Genomic DNA, 17105 nt, shown 5'->3' with positions numbered 1-17105 from the left:
GGCGAACTCAATCGAGGGCGTTGCGGACGGCCGCCGCGCCCGCGAAGGGGGCGATGACGGCGGCGAAGAGGACATAGGCGGCCAGCAGGGCGAGGGCCGGCAGGGGGCTGTCGCCCTCGGCCGCGCGGATCAGGGCGCCCGAGCCGAACACCACCGGCGGAATGAACAGCGGCAGGACGACGACCGCGATCAGCAGCCCGCCCCGCTTCGCCCCCAGGGCCAGGGCGGCGCCGAGCGCGCCGGTGAAGGCGAAGCCCAGTCCGCCGATCGCGGCCGAGACGGCGGTCAGGACCAGCAGGGACGGCGACTGGCCCAGGGCCAGGGCCGCGACGGGCGCCGTCAGGGCCAGGGGCAGGCCGACGGCGACCCACTGTCCCAGCGCCTTGAGAATGAAGACCGCCTCCAGCGACAGATGCCCGCCGGCCAGCAGGTCCAGCGCCCCATCCTCCAGATCCCGTTCGAACAGCCGCTCCAGCGACAGCAGGGAGGCCAGGGCCAGAGCCAGCCAGGCCACCCCCGCCGCCACCGGCTTCAGCGTCGCCGGGTCGCCCCCCGCCGCCAGAGGCAGGATGGCCGTCAGGCAGGCGAAGAAACCGCAGGCCAGCAAGGGCCCGCCGCCTCCCCCCCAGGCCATCGAGAGTTCCCGCTCGAACAGAACGCGGGTCGCGCCGCGCATGCCCGGCGCATGCGGTTCCGGCGCGCCGGGTTCGGGCGCCTGAGGGTCGCGTTCGTCCCAGCCGGGGAGCCTGCGCCCGCTCATGCGAACCCTCCCAGATCAAGCGGCCGGGCCGGTATGGGCAGGGCGTCGTGGACGGCGGCGAGGATCAGGCCGTCGGCGTCCAGATGGCGGTTCATGGCGGCGGCGAAGGCCTCGCGCCAGCGCACGTCGAGCGGCCCCAGCGGCTCGTCCAGCAGCCAGAGGGCGCGTGGCGATCCGACCAGACGGCCCAGCGCCAGCCGCCGCCTCTGGCCCGCCGACAGCTTGCGCACCTCCAGATCCAGCAGCGGCTTCAGGCCGAAGGTCTCGACCGCGTCGTCGAACCCGTCCTGGGTGTGGCCCAGCCAGTCGCACTGGAAGGCCAGCTCCTGCCGCGCCGTCCGGGCGCCTTTCAGCCCGTCGAGGTGGCCGATCAGGTGGACTTCACGCGACCGGGCCTGATCCGGATCGATCCGGTTGCGGTCGCCGTCATGGAAGGCGATCTCGCCCGCCGCCGGCCGCATCAGCCCCGCCACGGCCCGCAGCAGGGAGGTCTTGCCCACGCCGTTGGCGCCGGTGAGGGCGACGGCCTCCCCCGCCTTCAGCTCGAAATCGAGATCGCGAAACAGGGTGCGCTCGCCACGCGAAAGAGACAGGCCGGACAGGGCGACGGCGTGGATCATCTGCGACCCGTTCTCAATGTCCCCACGCCCGACGCGGATACATGGACTGGACCCCGGAGCGGAGCTATAGGCACGGTCGCCGCAGCAGGCTTTCGACGCGCGCGGCGGGGACCTGTGCGCCCCGCTGCAAGCCGCGCCAGAGTGCAACCGGATTGTCGGGCGGCGTACACCAGAGGAAAACTCTCCATGCCGTCGATCGACAGCCTCAAGACCCGTCAGGACCTTTCCGTCGGGCGCAAGAAATACGCCTATTACAGCCTTCCCGCCGCCGAGGAAGCCGGTCTGGCCGGGATTTCCCGCCTGCCGCGCTCGATGAAGGTTCTGCTGGAGAATCTGCTGCGCAACGAGGACGGGGTTTCCGTCACCGAAGCCGACCTCAAGGCCGTCGCGGCCTGGATCGAGAACAAGGGTTCGGTCGAGCACGAGATCGCCTTCCGCCCGGCCCGCGTCCTGATGCAGGACTTCACCGGCGTGCCCGCCGTCGTCGACCTGGCCGCCATGCGCGACGCCATGGCCGCCCTGGGCGCCGACGCCACCAAGATCAACCCGCTGGTCCCCGTCGATCTGGTCATCGACCACTCGGTCATGGTCGACCACTTCGGCACGGCCAAGGCCTTCGGCCAGAACGTCGAGCGCGAGTACGAGCGCAACATCGAGCGCTACAACTTCCTGCGCTGGGGCTCGTCGGCCTTCAACAACTTCCGCGTCGTGCCCCCCGGCACCGGCATCTGCCACCAGGTGAACCTCGAGAACCTGGCCCAGACGGTCTGGACCCTGGAAGAGGGCAAGAAGACCGTCGCCTATCCCGACACCGTCGTCGGCACCGACAGCCACACCACCATGATCAACGGCCTGGCCGTCCTGGGCTGGGGCGTCGGCGGCATCGAGGCCGAGGCCGCCATGCTGGGCCAGCCGATCCCGATGCTGATCCCCGAGGTCATCGGCTTCAAGCTGACCGGCAAGCTGCCGGAAGGCGCCACTGCCACCGATCTGGTCCTGACCGTCACCCAGATGCTGCGCAAGAAGGGCGTGGTCGGCAAATTCGTGGAGTTCTTCGGCGACGCTCTGGCCGGCATGACCCTGGAAGATCAGGCCACCATCGCCAACATGGCCCCGGAATACGGCGCCACCTGCGGCTTCTTCCCCGTCTCGGCCGCCACCATCGCCTATCTGACCGCCACGGGCCGGGACAAGGCGCGCGTCGCCCTGGTCGAAGCCTACGCCAAGGCGCAAGGCCTGTGGATCGACGAAAACTCGGAAGATCCCGTCTTCACCGACACGCTTGAGCTGGACCTGGCCTCGGTCGTCCCCTCGCTGGCCGGACCCAAGCGCCCGCAGGACAAGGTCGACCTGACCACCGCCGCCCCCGAGTTCGAAGGTCACCTGACCGGGACCTTCGGCCGTCCCGCCGACGCGCCCCGCTATGCCGTCGAGGGCGAGACGTTCACCGTCGGCGACGGCGATGTCGTGATCGCGGCCATCACCTCCTGCACCAACACCTCCAACCCGTCCGTCCTGATCGCCGCCGGTCTGGTGGCGCGCAAGGCGCATGCGCTCGGCCTGAAGCCCAAGCCCTGGGTCAAAACCTCCCTGGCCCCCGGCTCGCAGGTCGTCACCGACTATCTGACCGACGCCGGCCTGACCAAGGATCTGGACGCGATCGGCTTCAACCTGGTCGGCTACGGCTGCACCACCTGCATCGGCAACTCGGGCCCGCTGGATCCGGCGATCTCCAAGTCGATCAACGACAACGCCATCGTCGCCACCTCGGTCCTGTCGGGCAACCGCAACTTCGAGGGCCGGGTGAACCCGGACGTCCAGGCCAACTATCTGGCCTCGCCGCCTCTGGTGGTGGCCTACGCCCTGGCCGGCTCGATGCGGATCGACATCACGAAAGACCCTATCGGTCAGGACAAGAAGGGCAACGACGTCTTCCTGAAGGACGTCTGGCCCACCACCCAGGAAATCGCCGACATCCAGAAGAAGTCGGTCACCCCGGCCATGTTCGCCAAGCGCTACAAGGACGTCTTCAAGGGCGACAAGCATTGGCAGGCGATCAAGGTCTCGGGCGGCCAGACCTACACCTGGGACGACAGCTCCACCTATGTCGCCAACCCGCCCTATTTCGAGGGCCTGTCGATGGAGCCGAAGCCGGTTCAGGACATCGTCGAGGGGCGGGTGCTGGCCATCTTCGGCGACTCGATCACCACCGACCACATCTCCCCAGCCGGTTCGATCAAGAAGACCTCGCCCGCCGGCGTGTGGCTCACCAACCACGGCGTCGATCCCCTGGACTTCAACTCCTACGGCGCCCGTCGCGGCCACCACGAAGTGATGATGCGCGGCACCTTCGCCAACATCCGCATCCGCAACAAGATCACGCCCGACATCGAGGGCGGCGTGACCAGGCACTTCCCGTCGGGCGACGTCATGTCGATCTATGACGCGGCCATGCGCTACCAGTCCGAAGGCCGGCCCCTGGTCGTCTTCGCCGGCAAGGAATACGGCACCGGCTCGTCGCGCGACTGGGCGGCCAAGGGCACCAACCTGCTCGGTGTCCGCGCCGTCATCGCCGAGAGCTTTGAGCGCATCCACCGGTCCAACCTGATCGGGATGGGCGTGGTGCCGCTGCAGTTCAAGGCCGACGGCTGGCACAAGCTGGGCCTGACGGGTGAGGAGATCGTCACCATCCGCGGCCTGACCGACGCCAACACCGGCCGTCTGAAGCCGCGCCAGGACCTGTGGGTCGAGCTGTTCCGTCCGTCGGACGGCAAGATGGCCCGCTTCCCGGTCCGCTGCCGCATCGACAACCAGACCGAGCTGGAATACCTGCGCGCCGGCGGCGTCATGCCCTACGTCCTGCGCAACCTCGCCGGCGGCGTGGCCAACGACCCGAACCCCGAACCGGAAACGGAAGCCGTCGCGGCGGAGTAGGAACTGCGCTCAAGTCGCGAGCATAGCGCAAACGGAAAGAGGCCCGGCGGAGCGATCCGCCGGGCCTTCGTCTTTCAATCCTGCTGCATGGCCTCGGCCAGCAGCCGGGCCTCGGCGGCGCGGCTGGAGCCGGTGCGCCAGGCGACGACGATCTCGCGCGACGGCGCGGCCCGGTCGCCGCGCGGGGCGATGCGGCGCACCACGACCGAGGGATTGTCGGCCAGCCCCGCCTTGACCGCCATCTCCGGCAGGAAGGACACCCCCAGCCCCGATCCGACCATCTGGACCAGGGTGTGCAGGCTGGTGGCGGCGAAGATGTCGTCGCCCTTGGGCGCCTCGATCTCGAAGGCGGCCAGGGCCTGGTCGCGCAGGCAATGGCCGTCTTCCAGCAGGATCAGGTCCTCGGCCCTGAGCGATCCCGGCTGGATGGCGCCGGGCGCGGCCAGGACGTGATCGGCGGGGGCGGCGGCCAGGATCTCGTCGTCGCCGATCCGCGCGTGTTCGATCCCGGCGCTGGCGTAGGGCAGGGCGATGACGGCGGCGTCCAGCTGACCCGCCTTCAGGCCCGCGATCAGCCGGGGCGTCAGATCCTCGCGGATGAACAGGCGCAGGGCCGGATAGGCGGATTTCAGATCCGGCAGGGTCGCGGGCAACAGGAACGGCGCGACGGTGGGGATGACGCCCAGCCGGAACCGGCCGGACAGGGGCTTGCCCGCGTTGCGTGCGGCCTCCACCAGATCCTCGGTGCGGGCCAGAACGTCGCCCGCCCGCTTGACCGCCTCGGCGCCGACGGCGGTCAGCTGGACGTTGCCGCGCGTGCGCTCGACGACGGGGGCGCCCAGGATCTTCTCCAGTTCCTGGACCCCGGCCGACAGGGCCGGCTGGCTGACATGGGCCGCCTCGGCCGCCCGGCTGAACGAGGCGTGCTCGGCCAGGAGCTTGAGATACTGGAGCTGGCGCAATGTCGGGAGCATGAGGCCGGACATAGGCGCTCCCTATCGAGCGAGCAAAGACTATCGGGCAGGGTTGGTGAAAAGTGCTTGTGAGCGAAGAGGTGAGCGGGACGGCGAACCGTCCGCGATCGCGCTCACCCCTTGCTCACCAGCACGCCTCACACTTTGAGATCGAACCGGTCGTTGTTCATCACCTTGACCCAGGCGGCGATGAAGTCCTTCACGAACTTCTCGCCGGCGTCGGCCGAGGCGTAGACCTCGGCCAGGGCGCGCAGCTGGGAGTTGGAGCCGAACACCAGATCGGTGCGGGTCGCCGTCCAGAGCTGTTCGCCGGTGATCCGGTCCGTGCCGAGGAAGGTCTCGTCGGCGCTGTCGTCCACCTGTTTCCAGCCGGTCTTCATGTCCAGCAGATTGACGAAGAAGTCGTTGGACAGGATTCCGGGACGGTCGGTCAGGACGCCGTGCTTCGACCCGCCGTGGTTGGCGCCCAGGACGCGCAGGCCGCCGACCAGAACCGTCATCTCCGGTGCGGTCAGGCCCAGAAGCTGGGCCCGGTCGATCAGAAGCTCCTCAGTCGGGACGTTGAACCGCACCTGAAGATAGTTGCGGAAACCGTCGGCCTTGGGCTCCAGCACCGCGAAGCCCTCGACGTCGGTCTGGTCGGCTGAGGCGTCGGTCCGGCCCGGGGTGAAGGGAACCTCGACGGCATGACCGGCCGCCTTCGCCGCCTGTTCGATGCCGACCGAACCGCCCAGCACGATCAGATCGGCGATTGAGACGTTAAGACCCGAGGAGGACTTGATGTCCTCATAGACCGCAAGAACCTTGGCCAGCTTGGCCGGTTCGTTGACGTCCCAGTCCTTCTGCGGGGCCAGCCGCAGCCGTCCGCCGTTCGCGCCGCCGCGATGATCCGAGCCGCGGTAGGTCGCCGCCGAGGCCCAGGCGGTCGAAACCAGTTCGGCGACCGAAATACCCGACGCAGCGATGGCCGACTTCAGGCTCGCGATGTCGGCGTCGGTCAGGGCGGGACCGGTGTGGGCCGGAATCGGGTCCTGCCAGATCAGGTCTTCGGCGGGCACTTCCGGGCCGAGGTAGCGGACCTTGGGGCCCATGTCGCGGTGGCACAGCTTGAACCAGGCGCGGGCGAACTGATCGGCGAAATAGGCCGGATCGGCGCGGAACTTCTCCATGATGACCCGGTATTTCGGATCGACCTTGAAGGCCATGTCGGCGGTCGTCATCATCGTCGGCACGCGCTTGCCCGGCGTATGGGCGGCCGGCGCCAGGGTGTCCTCCGGGTTGCCGACCGGCTGCCACTGCTTGGCCCCGGCCGGGCTGCGGACCAGCTCGTACTCGTGGTCCAGCAGCATGTCGAAATAGGTCATGTCCCAGGTGATCGGCGTGGGCGTCCAGGCCCCCTCGATGCCCGAGGTGATGGTGTGGTCGCCGACACCGCTTTCGTGGCCGGACATCCAGCCGAACCCCTGCTGGGCGATGTCGCCGCCCTCGGGCGAGACCCCCACCAGCTTGGCGTCGCCGGCGCCGTGGGCCTTGCCGAAGGTGTGGCCGCCGGCGGTCAGGGCGGCGGTCTCAACGTCGTCCATCCCCATGCGGGCGAAGGTCTCGCGGATGTCGCGGGCGGATTGCAGGGCCTCGGGTACGCCGCCGGGGCCTTCGGGATTCACATAGATCAGGCCCATCTGGATGGCGGCCAGGGGCGCCTCCAGCGCCATCTCCTTGTCGGGCTGGATGCGGGTCTCATTGCCTTCCTCGCCGACCCACTTCTCTTCCGTGCCCCAGTAGACGTCCTTCTCCGGCTCCCAGACGTCGGCCCGGCCGCCGCCGAAGCCGAAGACCGGCCCGCCCATGGATTCGATCGCGACATTGCCGGCCAGGATCATCAGATCGGCCCAGCTGAGCTTCGACCCGTACTTCTGCTTGATCGGCCACAGCAGACGACGGGCCTTGTCCAGGTTGCCGTTGTCCGGCCAGGAGTTGAGCGGGGCGAACCGCTGTTGTCCCGCGCCCGCGCCGCCGCGCCCGTCGCCGGTGCGATAGGTGCCCGCCGAGTGCCAGGCCATGCGGCTGTAGAAGGGACCGTAGTGGCCATAGTCGGCCGGCCACCAGGGTTGGCTGTCGGTCATCAGGGCGGTCAGGTCGCGCTTTACGGCCGCATAGTCGAGGCTCTTGAAGGCCTCGGCGTAGTCGAAGTCGTCGCCCATCGGGTCGCCCGACTTGCCCTGCTGATGGAGGATGTCCAGGGCGATCTGGTTCGGCCACCAGTCGCGGTTGGTGCGTCCCAGCAGGGAACGCAGCGCCGCCGGCTCCTTCTTCGGATCGTTGAGGGGTGTAGCTCCGCCCGCGTGACCGTCCATGATTTCCTCCTTGGGACCAGGGTTATCACCCACCCTAAGCCCGGAGGGCGACAGAATGAAAATCGATAAACCTTGTCGTTAGAAGCAACAAAATCTATACCACTTGCTATAATCGTCCGCCTTCGGAGTGTGCAGGGACCATAAGATCAATCTATTCGCACTTGCGAAATGATCGATTTGACTTCGCGCCTGCGAAGGACCATCTGGGCCGCAGCGGCGTCCTCCCCCTTCGCCGCATCCCTATTTTCCTCCCCACTTTCCAGGAGCAGCCTCATGCTGGGCGTCGGTCAAAAACTGCCTGATTTCAAGATTATCGGCGTCAAGCCGGGCTTCAACAGCCACGAAGAAAACGGCGTCTCGGCCTTCGAGGCCCTGACCCAGGACAGCTTCAAGGGCAAGTGGAAGGTCATCTTCTTCTACCCGAAGGACTTCACCTTCGTCTGCCCGACCGAAATCGCCGCCTTCGCCAAGCTGGGCAAGGATTTCGAGGACCGCGACACGATCGTCCTCGGCGGCTCGACCGACAACGAGTTCACCAAGCTGGCCTGGCGCCGTGACCATGCCGACCTGAACAAGCTGCCGATCTGGCAGTTCGCCGACAATGGCGGAAAACTGGCCCGCGCCCTGGGCGTGCTGGATGAAGAAGAGGGCGTCGCCCTGCGCGCCACCTTCGTCGTCGATCCGCACAACGTCGTGCAGCACGTCTATGTGACCAACCTGAACGTCGGCCGCGCGCCGGAAGACACCCTGCGCGTTGTCGATGCGCTCCAAACCGACGAACTGTGCGCCTGCAACCGCCCCGTCGGCGGCGACGTCCTGGCAGCCTAAGCGCCGGGTGAAGAGTGCTGGTGAGCGAGGGGTGAGCCGACGCTTGTCCCTTGCTCGCCTGTCACCTGACTGACTGAGAGCCGATCATGCGCGGCTTCGCTCACATCTTGCTCATTATTCACTTTTCACGACCGCATCTTCAGGCGGCCAAGGAATTCCCATGTCCCTCGACGCCCTGCGCGATCTCCTGCCCGCCTACGCCAAGGACATCTCGCTGAACCTGTCCTCCCTGGCCAACGAGACCCTGCTGACCGACCAGCAGAAATGGGGGACCTTCCTGGCCTCGGCTCACGCCATCGGCACGCCCGCCGTGGTGCGCCTGATCGAGGCCCAGGCCGCGACCGTCCTGTCGCCCGAGGCCATGAACGCGGCCAAGGCAGCGGCCGCCATCATGGGCATGAACAACATCTACTACCGGTCGCTGCACCTGATGCACAATCCGGAGTACCAGACCCTGCCGGCCCGCCTGCGCATGAACATCCTGGCCAATCCGGGCGTGGAGAAGATCGACTTCGAACTCTGGTCGACCGCCGTTTCGGCCATCAACGGCTGCGGCGCCTGCATGGACGCCCACGAAGGCGAACTGAAGAAGCACGCCGTCCCCTCGACCCACATCCAGGCCGCCCTGCGCATCGCTGCCGTCGTCCACGCCGCCAGCCGGATCGTGGCATCCGAAGCCGCCCTCGCGGGCTGAGCCGCTGCGCGCCGCGCTAACGCTCGGCTCGCGGAGCCTCGCTGCTTGAGCGCGTGATCTGTGCGGGAATGGGCCCGGTCGCGAGATCGGGCCTTTTCTCTATCCGCGCGCCATGACCCGCTTGATGAGCTGGGCCGAGCGCTCGGGGCCCAGGTCGTGGGCGAAGGACGAGCGGTAGCGGCCGTCCGGTCCCATCAGATAGATCGTGAGTGAGTGGTTCATCGTATAGGCCTCGCCCTCGCCGACCTTCTCGTAGAAAGCGCGGTAGGCCTTGGCGGCGCCCGCCACCTGATCCGGCGTGCCGGTCAGGCCGATGACGCCCTCGGGGAAGCCGTCTGACGAGAGATAGTCCTTCAGGGCCTGGGGCGTGTCTCGAGCCGGATCGACGCTGATGAAGACGACTTGCAGATCCTTGGCCGCATCCCCCAGTTCCTGCTCGACCGCCGCCAGGGTCGCCAGAGTCGTGGGGCAATAGTCGGGGCAGTAGGTGAAGCCGAAGAAGACCAGGCTCCACTTGCCGTTCAGGATCGTCTGGTCCACGGCTCGTCCGTTCTGATCGACCAGCTGGAAGGGTCCGCCCACGGCGGCCTGACCCGTGGCCTGCTCCGATCCCGGCGCGGCCGAGGTCGCGTCGCCGCGCAGGCCGACCACGGCGATGGCGGCGGCGGCGATGATCGCGGCCAGAACGACGCAGGCGGCGGCGAACAGAAGGATCGAACGACGGGGCATGATGGTCTCCAGACGCGTCGGCCGGATCAGACGCGGCGCGACGTTACGGGCGCCGACACGGCGTCCGGGGCGGTCTATAGGACGGTCGAGGTCGCGATTGAAGCCGCTGCGACATCAGGGCCTGACCGGCTCGACGGAGACGCCATGAGCGACAGCCCCGCCCGACTGGATATCGCCTCGGACACGGCGGGCACGCCCCTGTCGGACGGCCGGCGCGACCTGCCCCGGCGCGGGCGCGGCCTGTCTCTGCGGACCCTCATCATCCTGCGCTGGCTGGCCCTGCTGGGTCAGTCGGCGACGGTCTTCATCGCCCACGACCTGCTGCATTTCCCCATGCCCCTGATGGAGTGCATGATCGCCATCGGCGTGGGTGTGGCGGTCAATCTGACGTCCCTGTTCCAGCTCCGGCGCGCCGACAGCCGCCTGCCGGACGGACGGACGACGGCGCTGCATCTGGGCTTCGACATCCTGCAGCTCTCGACCCTGCTGGCCCTGACGGGCGGGCTGGAGAACCCCTTCTGTCTTCTGCTGGTGGCCCCGGTGACGGTGGCCGCGGCCTCCCTGCCGGGGCGTCAGGCGATCGGCCTGGGCCTGATGGTCCTGATGGCCACGGGTGTTCTGTCCTTCTGGTCCCTGCCCCTGCCGTGGATTTCGGGAACGGAGCTGGTGCTGCCGGGCCTCTATCGTCTCGGCCTCGGCATGGCCCTGGTGACCGGGGTCGTCTTCACCGCCGCATACGCCTGGCGGGTGGCGGCCGACGCCGAGAAGCTGGAGCTAGCCCTGGCCACCACCCAGGACGTCCTGCAGCGCGAACAGAGGCTGGCGGCCCTGGGCGGACTGGCGGCGGCGGCGGCGCATGAGCTCGGCACACCCCTCGCCACCATCCAGGTCGTGGCCAAGGAGATGCTGCGTGAGGCGCGGCCGGGCAGCGGCGTGGCCGAGGATGCGACCCTGCTGCTGCAGCAGGCCGACCGGTGTCGCGACATCCTGACCCGGCTATCCCAGCGCCCCGAGGACGGCGACCCCCTGTTCACGGAGATCGGGCTGAAGGCCCTGCTGAAGGAGGTGGTGGAGCCCCAGCTCGGCTTCGACCTCGACATCGACACGGACCTGATCGTCACGGACGGCGGCCCCGAGCCCCAGGTGCGCCGCCTGCCCGAGGTGGTCCACGGCCTGTCCGCCCTGGTCGAGAACGCCGCCGATTTCGCGTCAAGCCGGGTCCGGGTGACGGCCCGCGTCGATGCGGACGAGATCGAGATCGAGGTGCTGGACGACGGGCCGGGCTTCGCCGCCGACATCCTGCCCCGTCTCGGCGAGCCCTATGTGACCAGCCGCCCGCACGGCAAGGCGCGGCTGGCCCTGGCGGCCCAGATTCGACGCACGGCCTCGGGCGCGCGGCGCGGGGCGGCGGGCCGACGATCGCGCGCCGAGACGCCGGAGCCTCCCATCGCCCCGAGCCAGGGCGGCATGGGGCTGGGCTTCTTCATCGCCCGCACCCTGCTGGAACGGACGGGGGGCAAGGTGGTGGTTTCGGCCGGAGACGGGCCGCCCGGACCGACGCGCGGCGCCCGGGTCTGCGTCCGCTGGCCGAGGGCGGCGCTGGACCTGCCGGAGGGCTGAGCAAACTCGCGACAGATCGCCGCGCATCTTGACCGCACGGCCCTTCGGGCCGACTTGGGAGCCATGACCGAGACCCTGACCACGATCGAAGATCGCATCGCCGCCCTGCCTGACCGCAGCCTGCTGCTGCTGGACGACGATCAGGCGCTGCGCACCCGCCTGGGCCGGGCGCTGGAATCGCGCGGTTTTCAGGTGACCACCGCCGGTTCTGTGGCCGAGGCCTCGGACGTCCTGCGCACCCTGTCCCCCGCATACGCCGTGCTCGACATGAGGCTGGATGACGGCAACGGCCTGAAGATCGTCGAGGCCGTGCGCGAAAAGCGCGACGACGCGCGGGTGGTCATGCTGACCGGATACGGCGCCATCGCCACGGCCGTGGCGGCGGTCAAGGCCGGCGCCGTCGACTATCTGTCCAAGCCCGCCGACGCCGATGACGTGGTCAAGGCCCTGCTGGCCGTGGGCGACGAGACGCCCGAGCCGCCGGAAAACCCGATGAGCGCGGACCGTGTGCGCTGGGAGCATATCCAGCGCGTCTATGAGCTGTGCGACCACAATGTCTCGGAGACCGCGCGCCGCCTGGGCATGCACCGCCGCACCCTGCAGCGCATCCTCGCCAAACGCGCGCCGCGGTAGAGCCAAGCCGGCACGCGCTCAAGCAGCGAGGCTCCGCGAGCCGAGCGGTAGCGCGCCCCCGAACAACGCGCTCAAGTCGTGAGCGACCGCGTCGCGAACATAGCGCGGCGCGCCGGGGCGCCCCTCTCTAGAAAGCGCTCTCACCCGTGATCGCCCGGCCGAGGATCAGGGCATGCACGTCATGCGCCCCCTCATAGGTATTGACCGTCTCGAGGTTCATGGCGTGGCGCATGACGTGGAGTTCGCCGGTGATGCCGGTGCCGCCGTGCATGTCGCGGGCCTCGCGGGCGATGGCCAGGGCCTTGCCGCAGTTGTTGCGCTTCATCATCGAGATGGTCTCGGGGATCCAGTCGCCTGCATCCAGCCGCCGTCCGAGCGCATAGGCGCCCTCGAAGCCGAGGAAGATTTCGGTCTGCATGTCGGCCAGCTTCTTCTGCACCAGCTGGCGCGACGACAGCGGCCGGCCGAACAGCATACGCTCCGACACATAGTCCCGGGCTGCGTGCAGGCAGAATTCGGCGGCCCCCATGGCGCCCCAGGCGATGCCGTAGCGGGCCTTGTTCAGGCAGCTGAACGGCCCACGCAGACCCTTCACGCCCGGCAGGAGGTTGGCCTCGGGCACGAAGACGTCGTTCAGTCCGATATCGCCGGTGATCGAGGCCCGCAGGCTCAGCTTGTCGCCGATCTTGCCCGTGGTGAACCCCTCCATGCCGCGCTCCACGATGAAGCCCCGGATGACGCCGTCCAGCTTGGCCCACACAACCGCCAGGTCCGAGATCGGCGAGTTGGTGATCCAGTATTTGCCGCCGTTCAGCTTGTAACCGCCGTCCACGGCCACGGCATTGGTCTTCATCGACGCCGGGTCCGATCCGCCGTCCGCCTCGGTCAGGCCGAAACAGCCGACCAGTTCGCCTGCGGCCATCCGGGGCAGGAACCGCATCTTCTGCTCCTCCGAGCCGAAGGCGTAGATCGGATACATGGCTAGGGACGACTGCACCGACATGGCGCTGCGATAGCCGGAATCCACCGCCTCGATCTCGCGCGCGATCAGACCATAGGCGACATGGCTGACGCCTGATCCGCCGTACTGTTCCGGCAGGGTCGCGCCGAGGAAACCCATCTCGCCCATCTCGGTCATGATGGCGCGATCGAAGGTCTCGTCACGGAAGGCGGCGACCACGCGCGGCAGAAGCTTTTCACGGGCGTAGGACCGGGCCGCGTCCTGAATCGCGCGTTCGTCTTCGGTCAGGCGGCCGTTCAGGTCGAACGGATCGTCCCATTTGAAGGTCTGCTGCGGTGTCGTGGCGCCGTCGGCCATGGGTTTCTTCCCGATTGTTACGGGGCGATCAGCGGATCGTGACGCAACGCGACGATCAGGCCCCTGTTCTGGGCGCCGGTTTAGGACAGAATGGCGTCATCGGGTAGGGGCGCGGCCCCGTGGTTCAGGCGCGCATATGATCGGTCCGCTCAAAAGACTGTTCACCGACCACCCGCGCGAGGTGGGCGAGAGCTATTTCGAGCATCTGGGCCAGGCCTGGACCTTCGGCTTCCGTCTTCTGCGTCTCTCGGGCGCGGCCTTTCTGCACGGCGCGACGCCCGGCGTCTGCAAGACCACGGTTTCTGACGGGATCAAGGAGATGGCCGGCGAACTGGGCGGGCGGGCCGAGGAGGCGCGGGACACGCGCATGCGCGACGCCGGGGTCTGGGATCCGGGGCTGTAGCCGGCGAGTGGCGAGTGGCGAGTTTGTCTCCGCCCCGCTAGACATCAGATCGCCTGACGCCTTCGCCTCCTGGACGCCGCCGTGCTCGCCACTCGCCACTCGCCACACGCCACGCCATCCGCCCCCCTCACCGGCGTTCGCGTTCTTGACCTCAGCCGCGTCCTGGCCGGCCCCTGGGCGACCCAGACCCTGGCGGATCTGGGCGCCGAGGTGATCAAGGTGGAACGGCCGGGCGCCGGCGACGACACCCGTCTGTGGGGCCCGCCCTTCACGACCCGGGCCGACGGCTCGCGCGGCGACGCCGCCTATTTCATGGCCGCCAACCGGGGCAAGAAATCCGTCGCCCTCGACATCGCCACGCCGGAAGGGGCCGAGGTCGTGCGGCGACTGGCGGCCGACAGCGATGTGGTGGTCGAGAACTTCAAGACCGGCGGTCTGGCAAAATACGGTCTCGACTACGCGGCCCTGTCAGCGATCAATCCTCGGCTCGTCTACTGCTCCATCACCGGCTTCGGTCAGGACGGCCCGGACGCCGCCCGGCCCGGCTACGACTATATGATCCAGGCCATGGGCGGGCTGATGTCGATCACCGGCCAGCCCGACGGATCGCCGGGCGCCGAGCCCATGCGGGCCGGGGTTGCGGTGATGGACCTGTTCACCGGGATGACGGCCGCCAACGCCATCCTCGCGGCCCTGCTCCATGCCCGGGCGACGGGCGAAGGGCAGCATATAGACGTGGCCCTGTTCGACGTGGCCGCCAGCATCCTGGCCAACCAGGCGGCCAACTATTTCGTCTCCGGCGAATCCCCGGGACGGATGGGCAACGCCCACCCGAATCTCTCGCCATATCAGCCTTTTCCGTGCACGGACGGTTCGGTCATCGTGGCGGTCGGAAACGACGGCCAGTACCGCGCCCTTTGCCGCGCCCTCGGTCGTCCGGAACTCGGCGAGGACGAGCGTTTCGCGACCAACGCCGCCCGTCTGGCGCATCGGGACCAATTGGCCGAGACCCTCGCCGGTCTGACCTCCGGCTTCAGCATGAGGGAACTGATGGCGACGCTGGAGGCGGCGGGCGTGCCCTGTGGTCCGGTCAACTCCATCGCCCAGGTGTTCGAGGAGCCCCAAGCGGTGCACCGCGAACTGGTGATCGAACAGGTGCGCGCCGATCTGGCCGCGCCCATCCGCACCGTCGCCTCCCCCATCCGCCTGTCCAAGACCCCCGTCGCCTACGACCGCCCGCCCCCGGCTCTGGGCGCGGATACGGAGGCGGTGCTGAAGGCGCTCGACGGGGGCTGAGCCTCAGCGCAGGGCCCCATCCATCGCCAACCACACCACCGCCAGGGTCGCCAGGGTATAAAGGCCGAAGGCCTTGATGGTGGCGGGCCGGCCATAGTCCTCGGTCCGCACCGCCCAGAGCAGATAGACCGCCTGCGCCGACCAGCACAGGCCGAAGGCGACTACGGCCCAACGGCTGTGCAACAGAAGGACAGCCCCGGACAGGATCGTCAGAACGGCGCCCGTCAGCATCGCGGCGCCCGCGATCCGGTCGTCCCTCGACGTCGCCTCCAGACTGATCTGGGCCAGGGCCTTGTCGAGGAACAGGTTCATCCGCGCCTGACGCAGGGCGACCAGCCCGCCGAACAGGTAGAAGCCGCCGAGGGTGAGCGCGATCCAGTTCATGACCTCAGGAGAGCACGAACCGCTCTCGAATGAACCTGTCGAAATCCAACCGGTTAGTAGCCGAGCAACATCCCGAAGCAACTCGCCAACGGGAAGACGACAAAGGCGAGAAGGATGACCACCACCCCGGCCTTCTTGATGTGGCCGAGAACCCCGCTGATCTCCCCCTCATCCAGTTCGCCGACCTTGCCGGGCACGGCGTCGATCATCCAGTCGCCGTCCGCGTCTTCCGCCTCGGTGAAATCCCCGCGCCGGACCCGGGCGATCAGATCGCGCGCCTCGGCGATGCGATCAGCGGCGGCGACCACACGCACATTGCCGATGGCGATCAGAAGATCGGGATTCATCGTCGCCATGTCCCGGTCGGGCAGGCGCGCCTCAATGCCGTGGCGGCGCAGGATGGCGACCGCCAGTTCGCCCTCGGGAATGGTGGAAAAGCGGGCGACTTCCAGAACGTCCATCGCCCGCTGACCGGATTACAGATCCAGCAGGGCCCGCTGCGGGTCTTCCAGCAGTTCCTTGACGCGGACGAGGAAGGTCACCGCCTCCTTGCCGTCGACGATCCGGTGGTCGTAGCTGAGGGCCACATACATCATCGGGCGAATCTTGACCTCACCGTTCACCGCCATCGGGCGCTGGACGATGTTGTGCATGCCCAGGATGCCCGACTGGGGCGCGTTCAGGATCGGCGTCGACATCAGCGAGCCATAGGTGCCGCCGTTGGTGATGGTGAAGGTGCCGCCCTGCAGCTGGTCCAGGGTCAGTTCGCCGTCACGTGCGGCCTTGCCCAGCGCCCCGATGCCCTTCTCGATGCCCGCCAGCGACAGGACGTCGGCGTCACGCAGGACCGGAACCACCAGACCCTTGTCGGTGCCGACGGCGACGCCGATGTCATAGTGGTTCTTGTAAATGATGTCGGTGCCGTCGATCTCGGCGTTGACGGCCGGGATTTCCTTCAGGGCCGCGACGACGGCCTTGGTGAAGAAGGACATGAAGCCCAGCTTCACGCCATGGCGCTTCTCGAACACGTCCTTGTAGGCGGCGCGCAGGGCCATGACGTTGGACATGTCCACCTCGTTGACGGTGGTCAGCTGGGCGGCCGTGTTCTGGGATTCCTTCAGGCGGCGGGCGATGGTCTGACGCAGGCGCGTCATCTTGACCCGCTCCTCGCGCGGCTGGTCGGGGCGCGGCGCGGCCGGAGCCGCAGCGGGCGCAGCGGCCGGAGCCGGGGCGGCCGAACCGATGGCGGCCAGGGCGTCACCCTTGGTGATGTTGCCCTTCGGCCCCGTAGCGGCGATCGCCTTCGGGTCCAGATTGTTCTCGGCCACCACGCGCTGGACGGCGGGCGACAGGGTGTCGTTCTTCGCCACCTGGGCCGAGCCCTTGTTGGCGGAGGCGGCGGGCGTAGCCGGGGCGGGGGCCGGCGCAGCGGCGGCCGGCGCAGCGGCGGCGCCCGAACCCGACACCGAGCCGATCTTCTGGCCGGGCGTCACGGTGGAGCCTTCCTCGGCCAGGATGGTCAGGACGCCGTCGGCGGGGGCGGACACCTCGACGGCCA

General features: G+C 68.4%; 16 protein-coding genes. 7 read left to right on the top strand and 9 right to left on the bottom strand.

Going from position 1 to position 17105, the window contains the following annotated elements:
• Window positions 1-7: 7 nt before the first annotated feature.
• A complete protein-coding gene (ccmB, locus tag ACT6QK_RS07215; protein WP_444597168.1) occupies window positions 8-676 on the bottom strand; it encodes a heme exporter protein CcmB in 669 nt (222 codons plus the stop codon).
• A gap of 80 nt (window positions 677-756) precedes the next feature.
• A complete protein-coding gene (gene ccmA / locus ACT6QK_RS07210) occupies window positions 757-1380 on the bottom strand; it encodes a heme ABC exporter ATP-binding protein CcmA (RefSeq protein ID WP_444597142.1) in 624 nt (207 codons plus the stop codon).
• Between the two features lie 186 nt (window positions 1381-1566).
• Here ccmA and acnA point away from each other — a divergent pair, with 186 nt between their 5' ends.
• The gene (gene acnA / locus ACT6QK_RS07205) at window positions 1567-4314 is read left to right on the top strand and encodes an aconitate hydratase AcnA (RefSeq protein ID WP_444597141.1); all 2748 of its coding nucleotides are present in this window, start codon (window positions 1567-1569) and stop codon (window positions 4312-4314) included.
• Between the two features lie 74 nt (window positions 4315-4388).
• On the opposite strand, the gene ACT6QK_RS07200 is transcribed toward acnA, so the two are convergent.
• Window positions 4389-5288, bottom strand: a complete 900-nt coding sequence (locus tag ACT6QK_RS07200) for a hydrogen peroxide-inducible genes activator (RefSeq protein WP_444597167.1) — start codon at window positions 5286-5288, stop codon at window positions 4389-4391.
• A gap of 137 nt (window positions 5289-5425) precedes the next feature.
• Entirely contained in the window at window positions 5426-7642 is a 2217-nt protein-coding gene (gene katG / locus ACT6QK_RS07195; protein WP_444597140.1) for a catalase/peroxidase HPI, read from the bottom strand.
• Window positions 7643-7915: 273 nt separating this feature from the next.
• Here katG and ACT6QK_RS07190 point away from each other — a divergent pair, with 273 nt between their 5' ends.
• Both ACT6QK_RS07190 and ACT6QK_RS07185 read left to right on the top strand, forming a co-directional pair.
• Window positions 7916-8470 carry a peroxiredoxin gene (locus ACT6QK_RS07190; RefSeq protein ID WP_444597139.1) on the top strand — a complete coding sequence of 185 codons (555 nt, stop codon included), beginning with the start codon at window positions 7916-7918 and terminating at the stop codon, window positions 8468-8470.
• Between the two features lie 160 nt (window positions 8471-8630).
• Entirely contained in the window at window positions 8631-9164 is a 534-nt protein-coding gene (locus ACT6QK_RS07185; protein WP_444597138.1) for a carboxymuconolactone decarboxylase family protein, read from the top strand.
• Between the two features lie 99 nt (window positions 9165-9263).
• Here ACT6QK_RS07185 and ACT6QK_RS07180 read toward each other — a convergent pair whose 3' ends face one another.
• Window positions 9264-9893, bottom strand: a complete 630-nt coding sequence (locus ACT6QK_RS07180) for an SCO family protein (protein WP_444597137.1) — start codon at window positions 9891-9893, stop codon at window positions 9264-9266.
• Between the two features lie 144 nt (window positions 9894-10037).
• Between ACT6QK_RS07180 and ACT6QK_RS07175 the strand changes: the two genes are divergently transcribed.
• Window positions 10038-11513 (top strand): ActS/PrrB/RegB family redox-sensitive histidine kinase, encoded by a 1476-nt coding sequence (locus tag ACT6QK_RS07175; RefSeq protein WP_444597136.1) that lies wholly within the window; start codon window positions 10038-10040, stop codon window positions 11511-11513.
• Window positions 11514-11576: 63 nt separating this feature from the next.
• Window positions 11577-12146: an ActR/PrrA/RegA family redox response regulator transcription factor gene (locus tag ACT6QK_RS07170; RefSeq protein ID WP_444597135.1), complete on the top strand. Its 570-nt coding sequence runs from the start codon at window positions 11577-11579 to the stop codon at window positions 12144-12146.
• Between the two features lie 127 nt (window positions 12147-12273).
• Here ACT6QK_RS07170 and ACT6QK_RS07165 read toward each other — a convergent pair whose 3' ends face one another.
• Window positions 12274-13464: an acyl-CoA dehydrogenase gene (locus ACT6QK_RS07165; protein ID WP_444597134.1), complete on the bottom strand. Its 1191-nt coding sequence runs from the start codon at window positions 13462-13464 to the stop codon at window positions 12274-12276.
• A gap of 136 nt (window positions 13465-13600) precedes the next feature.
• Here ACT6QK_RS07165 and ACT6QK_RS07160 point away from each other — a divergent pair, with 136 nt between their 5' ends.
• Window positions 13601-13867, top strand: coding sequence for a DUF6356 family protein (locus ACT6QK_RS07160; RefSeq protein WP_444597133.1), 267 nt, complete (start codon window positions 13601-13603; stop codon window positions 13865-13867).
• Window positions 13868-13948: 81 nt separating this feature from the next.
• On the top strand, window positions 13949-15163 hold the full coding sequence (locus ACT6QK_RS07155) for a CaiB/BaiF CoA transferase family protein (protein ID WP_444597132.1): 1215 nt from the start codon (window positions 13949-13951) through the stop codon (window positions 15161-15163).
• 3 nt (window positions 15164-15166) lie between these two features.
• Here ACT6QK_RS07155 and ACT6QK_RS07150 read toward each other — a convergent pair whose 3' ends face one another.
• The 3 genes from ACT6QK_RS07150 to odhB all read right to left on the bottom strand — a co-directional run.
• Window positions 15167-15547, bottom strand: a complete 381-nt coding sequence (locus ACT6QK_RS07150; protein WP_444597131.1) for a hypothetical protein — start codon at window positions 15545-15547, stop codon at window positions 15167-15169.
• A 53-nt stretch (window positions 15548-15600) separates the two neighbouring features.
• The gene (locus ACT6QK_RS07145; protein ID WP_444597130.1) at window positions 15601-16008 is read right to left on the bottom strand and encodes a hypothetical protein; all 408 of its coding nucleotides are present in this window, start codon (window positions 16006-16008) and stop codon (window positions 15601-15603) included.
• 15 nt (window positions 16009-16023) lie between these two features.
• On the bottom strand, window positions 16024-17105 hold a 1082-nt coding region (gene odhB / locus ACT6QK_RS07140; protein WP_444597129.1), incomplete at its 5' end, for a 2-oxoglutarate dehydrogenase complex dihydrolipoyllysine-residue succinyltransferase.

This window comes from Brevundimonas sp., from assembly GCF_052436175.1.
Lineage (GTDB): Bacteria > Pseudomonadota > Alphaproteobacteria > Caulobacterales > Caulobacteraceae > Brevundimonas.
This window is presented reverse-complemented; position numbering and strand designations above follow the sequence as displayed.

Excerpts from the sequence above, each read along its gene's own strand:
- ccmA (WP_444597142.1), bottom strand. The coding sequence starts at position 1,380 with ATGATCCACGCCGTCGCCCTGTCCGGCCTGTCTCTTTCGCGTGGCGAG.
- ACT6QK_RS07180 (WP_444597137.1), bottom strand. The coding sequence starts at position 9,893 with ATGCCCCGTCGTTCGATCCTTCTGTTCGCCGCCGCCTGCGTCGTTCTG.
- ACT6QK_RS07200 (WP_444597167.1), bottom strand. The coding sequence starts at position 5,288 with ATGCTCCCGACATTGCGCCAGCTCCAGTATCTCAAGCTCCTGGCCGAG.
- ccmB (WP_444597168.1), bottom strand. The coding sequence starts at position 676 with ATGCGCGGCGCGACCCGCGTTCTGTTCGAGCGGGAACTCTCGATGGCC.
- ACT6QK_RS07145 (WP_444597130.1), bottom strand. The coding sequence starts at position 16,008 with ATGGACGTTCTGGAAGTCGCCCGCTTTTCCACCATTCCCGAGGGCGAA.
- ACT6QK_RS07160 (WP_444597133.1), top strand. The coding sequence starts at position 13,601 with ATGATCGGTCCGCTCAAAAGACTGTTCACCGACCACCCGCGCGAGGTG.
- ACT6QK_RS07190 (WP_444597139.1), top strand. The coding sequence starts at position 7,916 with ATGCTGGGCGTCGGTCAAAAACTGCCTGATTTCAAGATTATCGGCGTC.
- ACT6QK_RS07175 (WP_444597136.1), top strand. The coding sequence starts at position 10,038 with ATGAGCGACAGCCCCGCCCGACTGGATATCGCCTCGGACACGGCGGGC.
- acnA (WP_444597141.1), top strand. The coding sequence starts at position 1,567 with ATGCCGTCGATCGACAGCCTCAAGACCCGTCAGGACCTTTCCGTCGGG.
- katG (WP_444597140.1), bottom strand. The coding sequence starts at position 7,642 with ATGGACGGTCACGCGGGCGGAGCTACACCCCTCAACGATCCGAAGAAG.
- ACT6QK_RS07150 (WP_444597131.1), bottom strand. The coding sequence starts at position 15,547 with ATGAACTGGATCGCGCTCACCCTCGGCGGCTTCTACCTGTTCGGCGGG.
- ACT6QK_RS07185 (WP_444597138.1), top strand. The coding sequence starts at position 8,631 with ATGTCCCTCGACGCCCTGCGCGATCTCCTGCCCGCCTACGCCAAGGAC.
- ACT6QK_RS07170 (WP_444597135.1), top strand. The coding sequence starts at position 11,577 with ATGACCGAGACCCTGACCACGATCGAAGATCGCATCGCCGCCCTGCCT.
- ACT6QK_RS07165 (WP_444597134.1), bottom strand. The coding sequence starts at position 13,464 with ATGGCCGACGGCGCCACGACACCGCAGCAGACCTTCAAATGGGACGAT.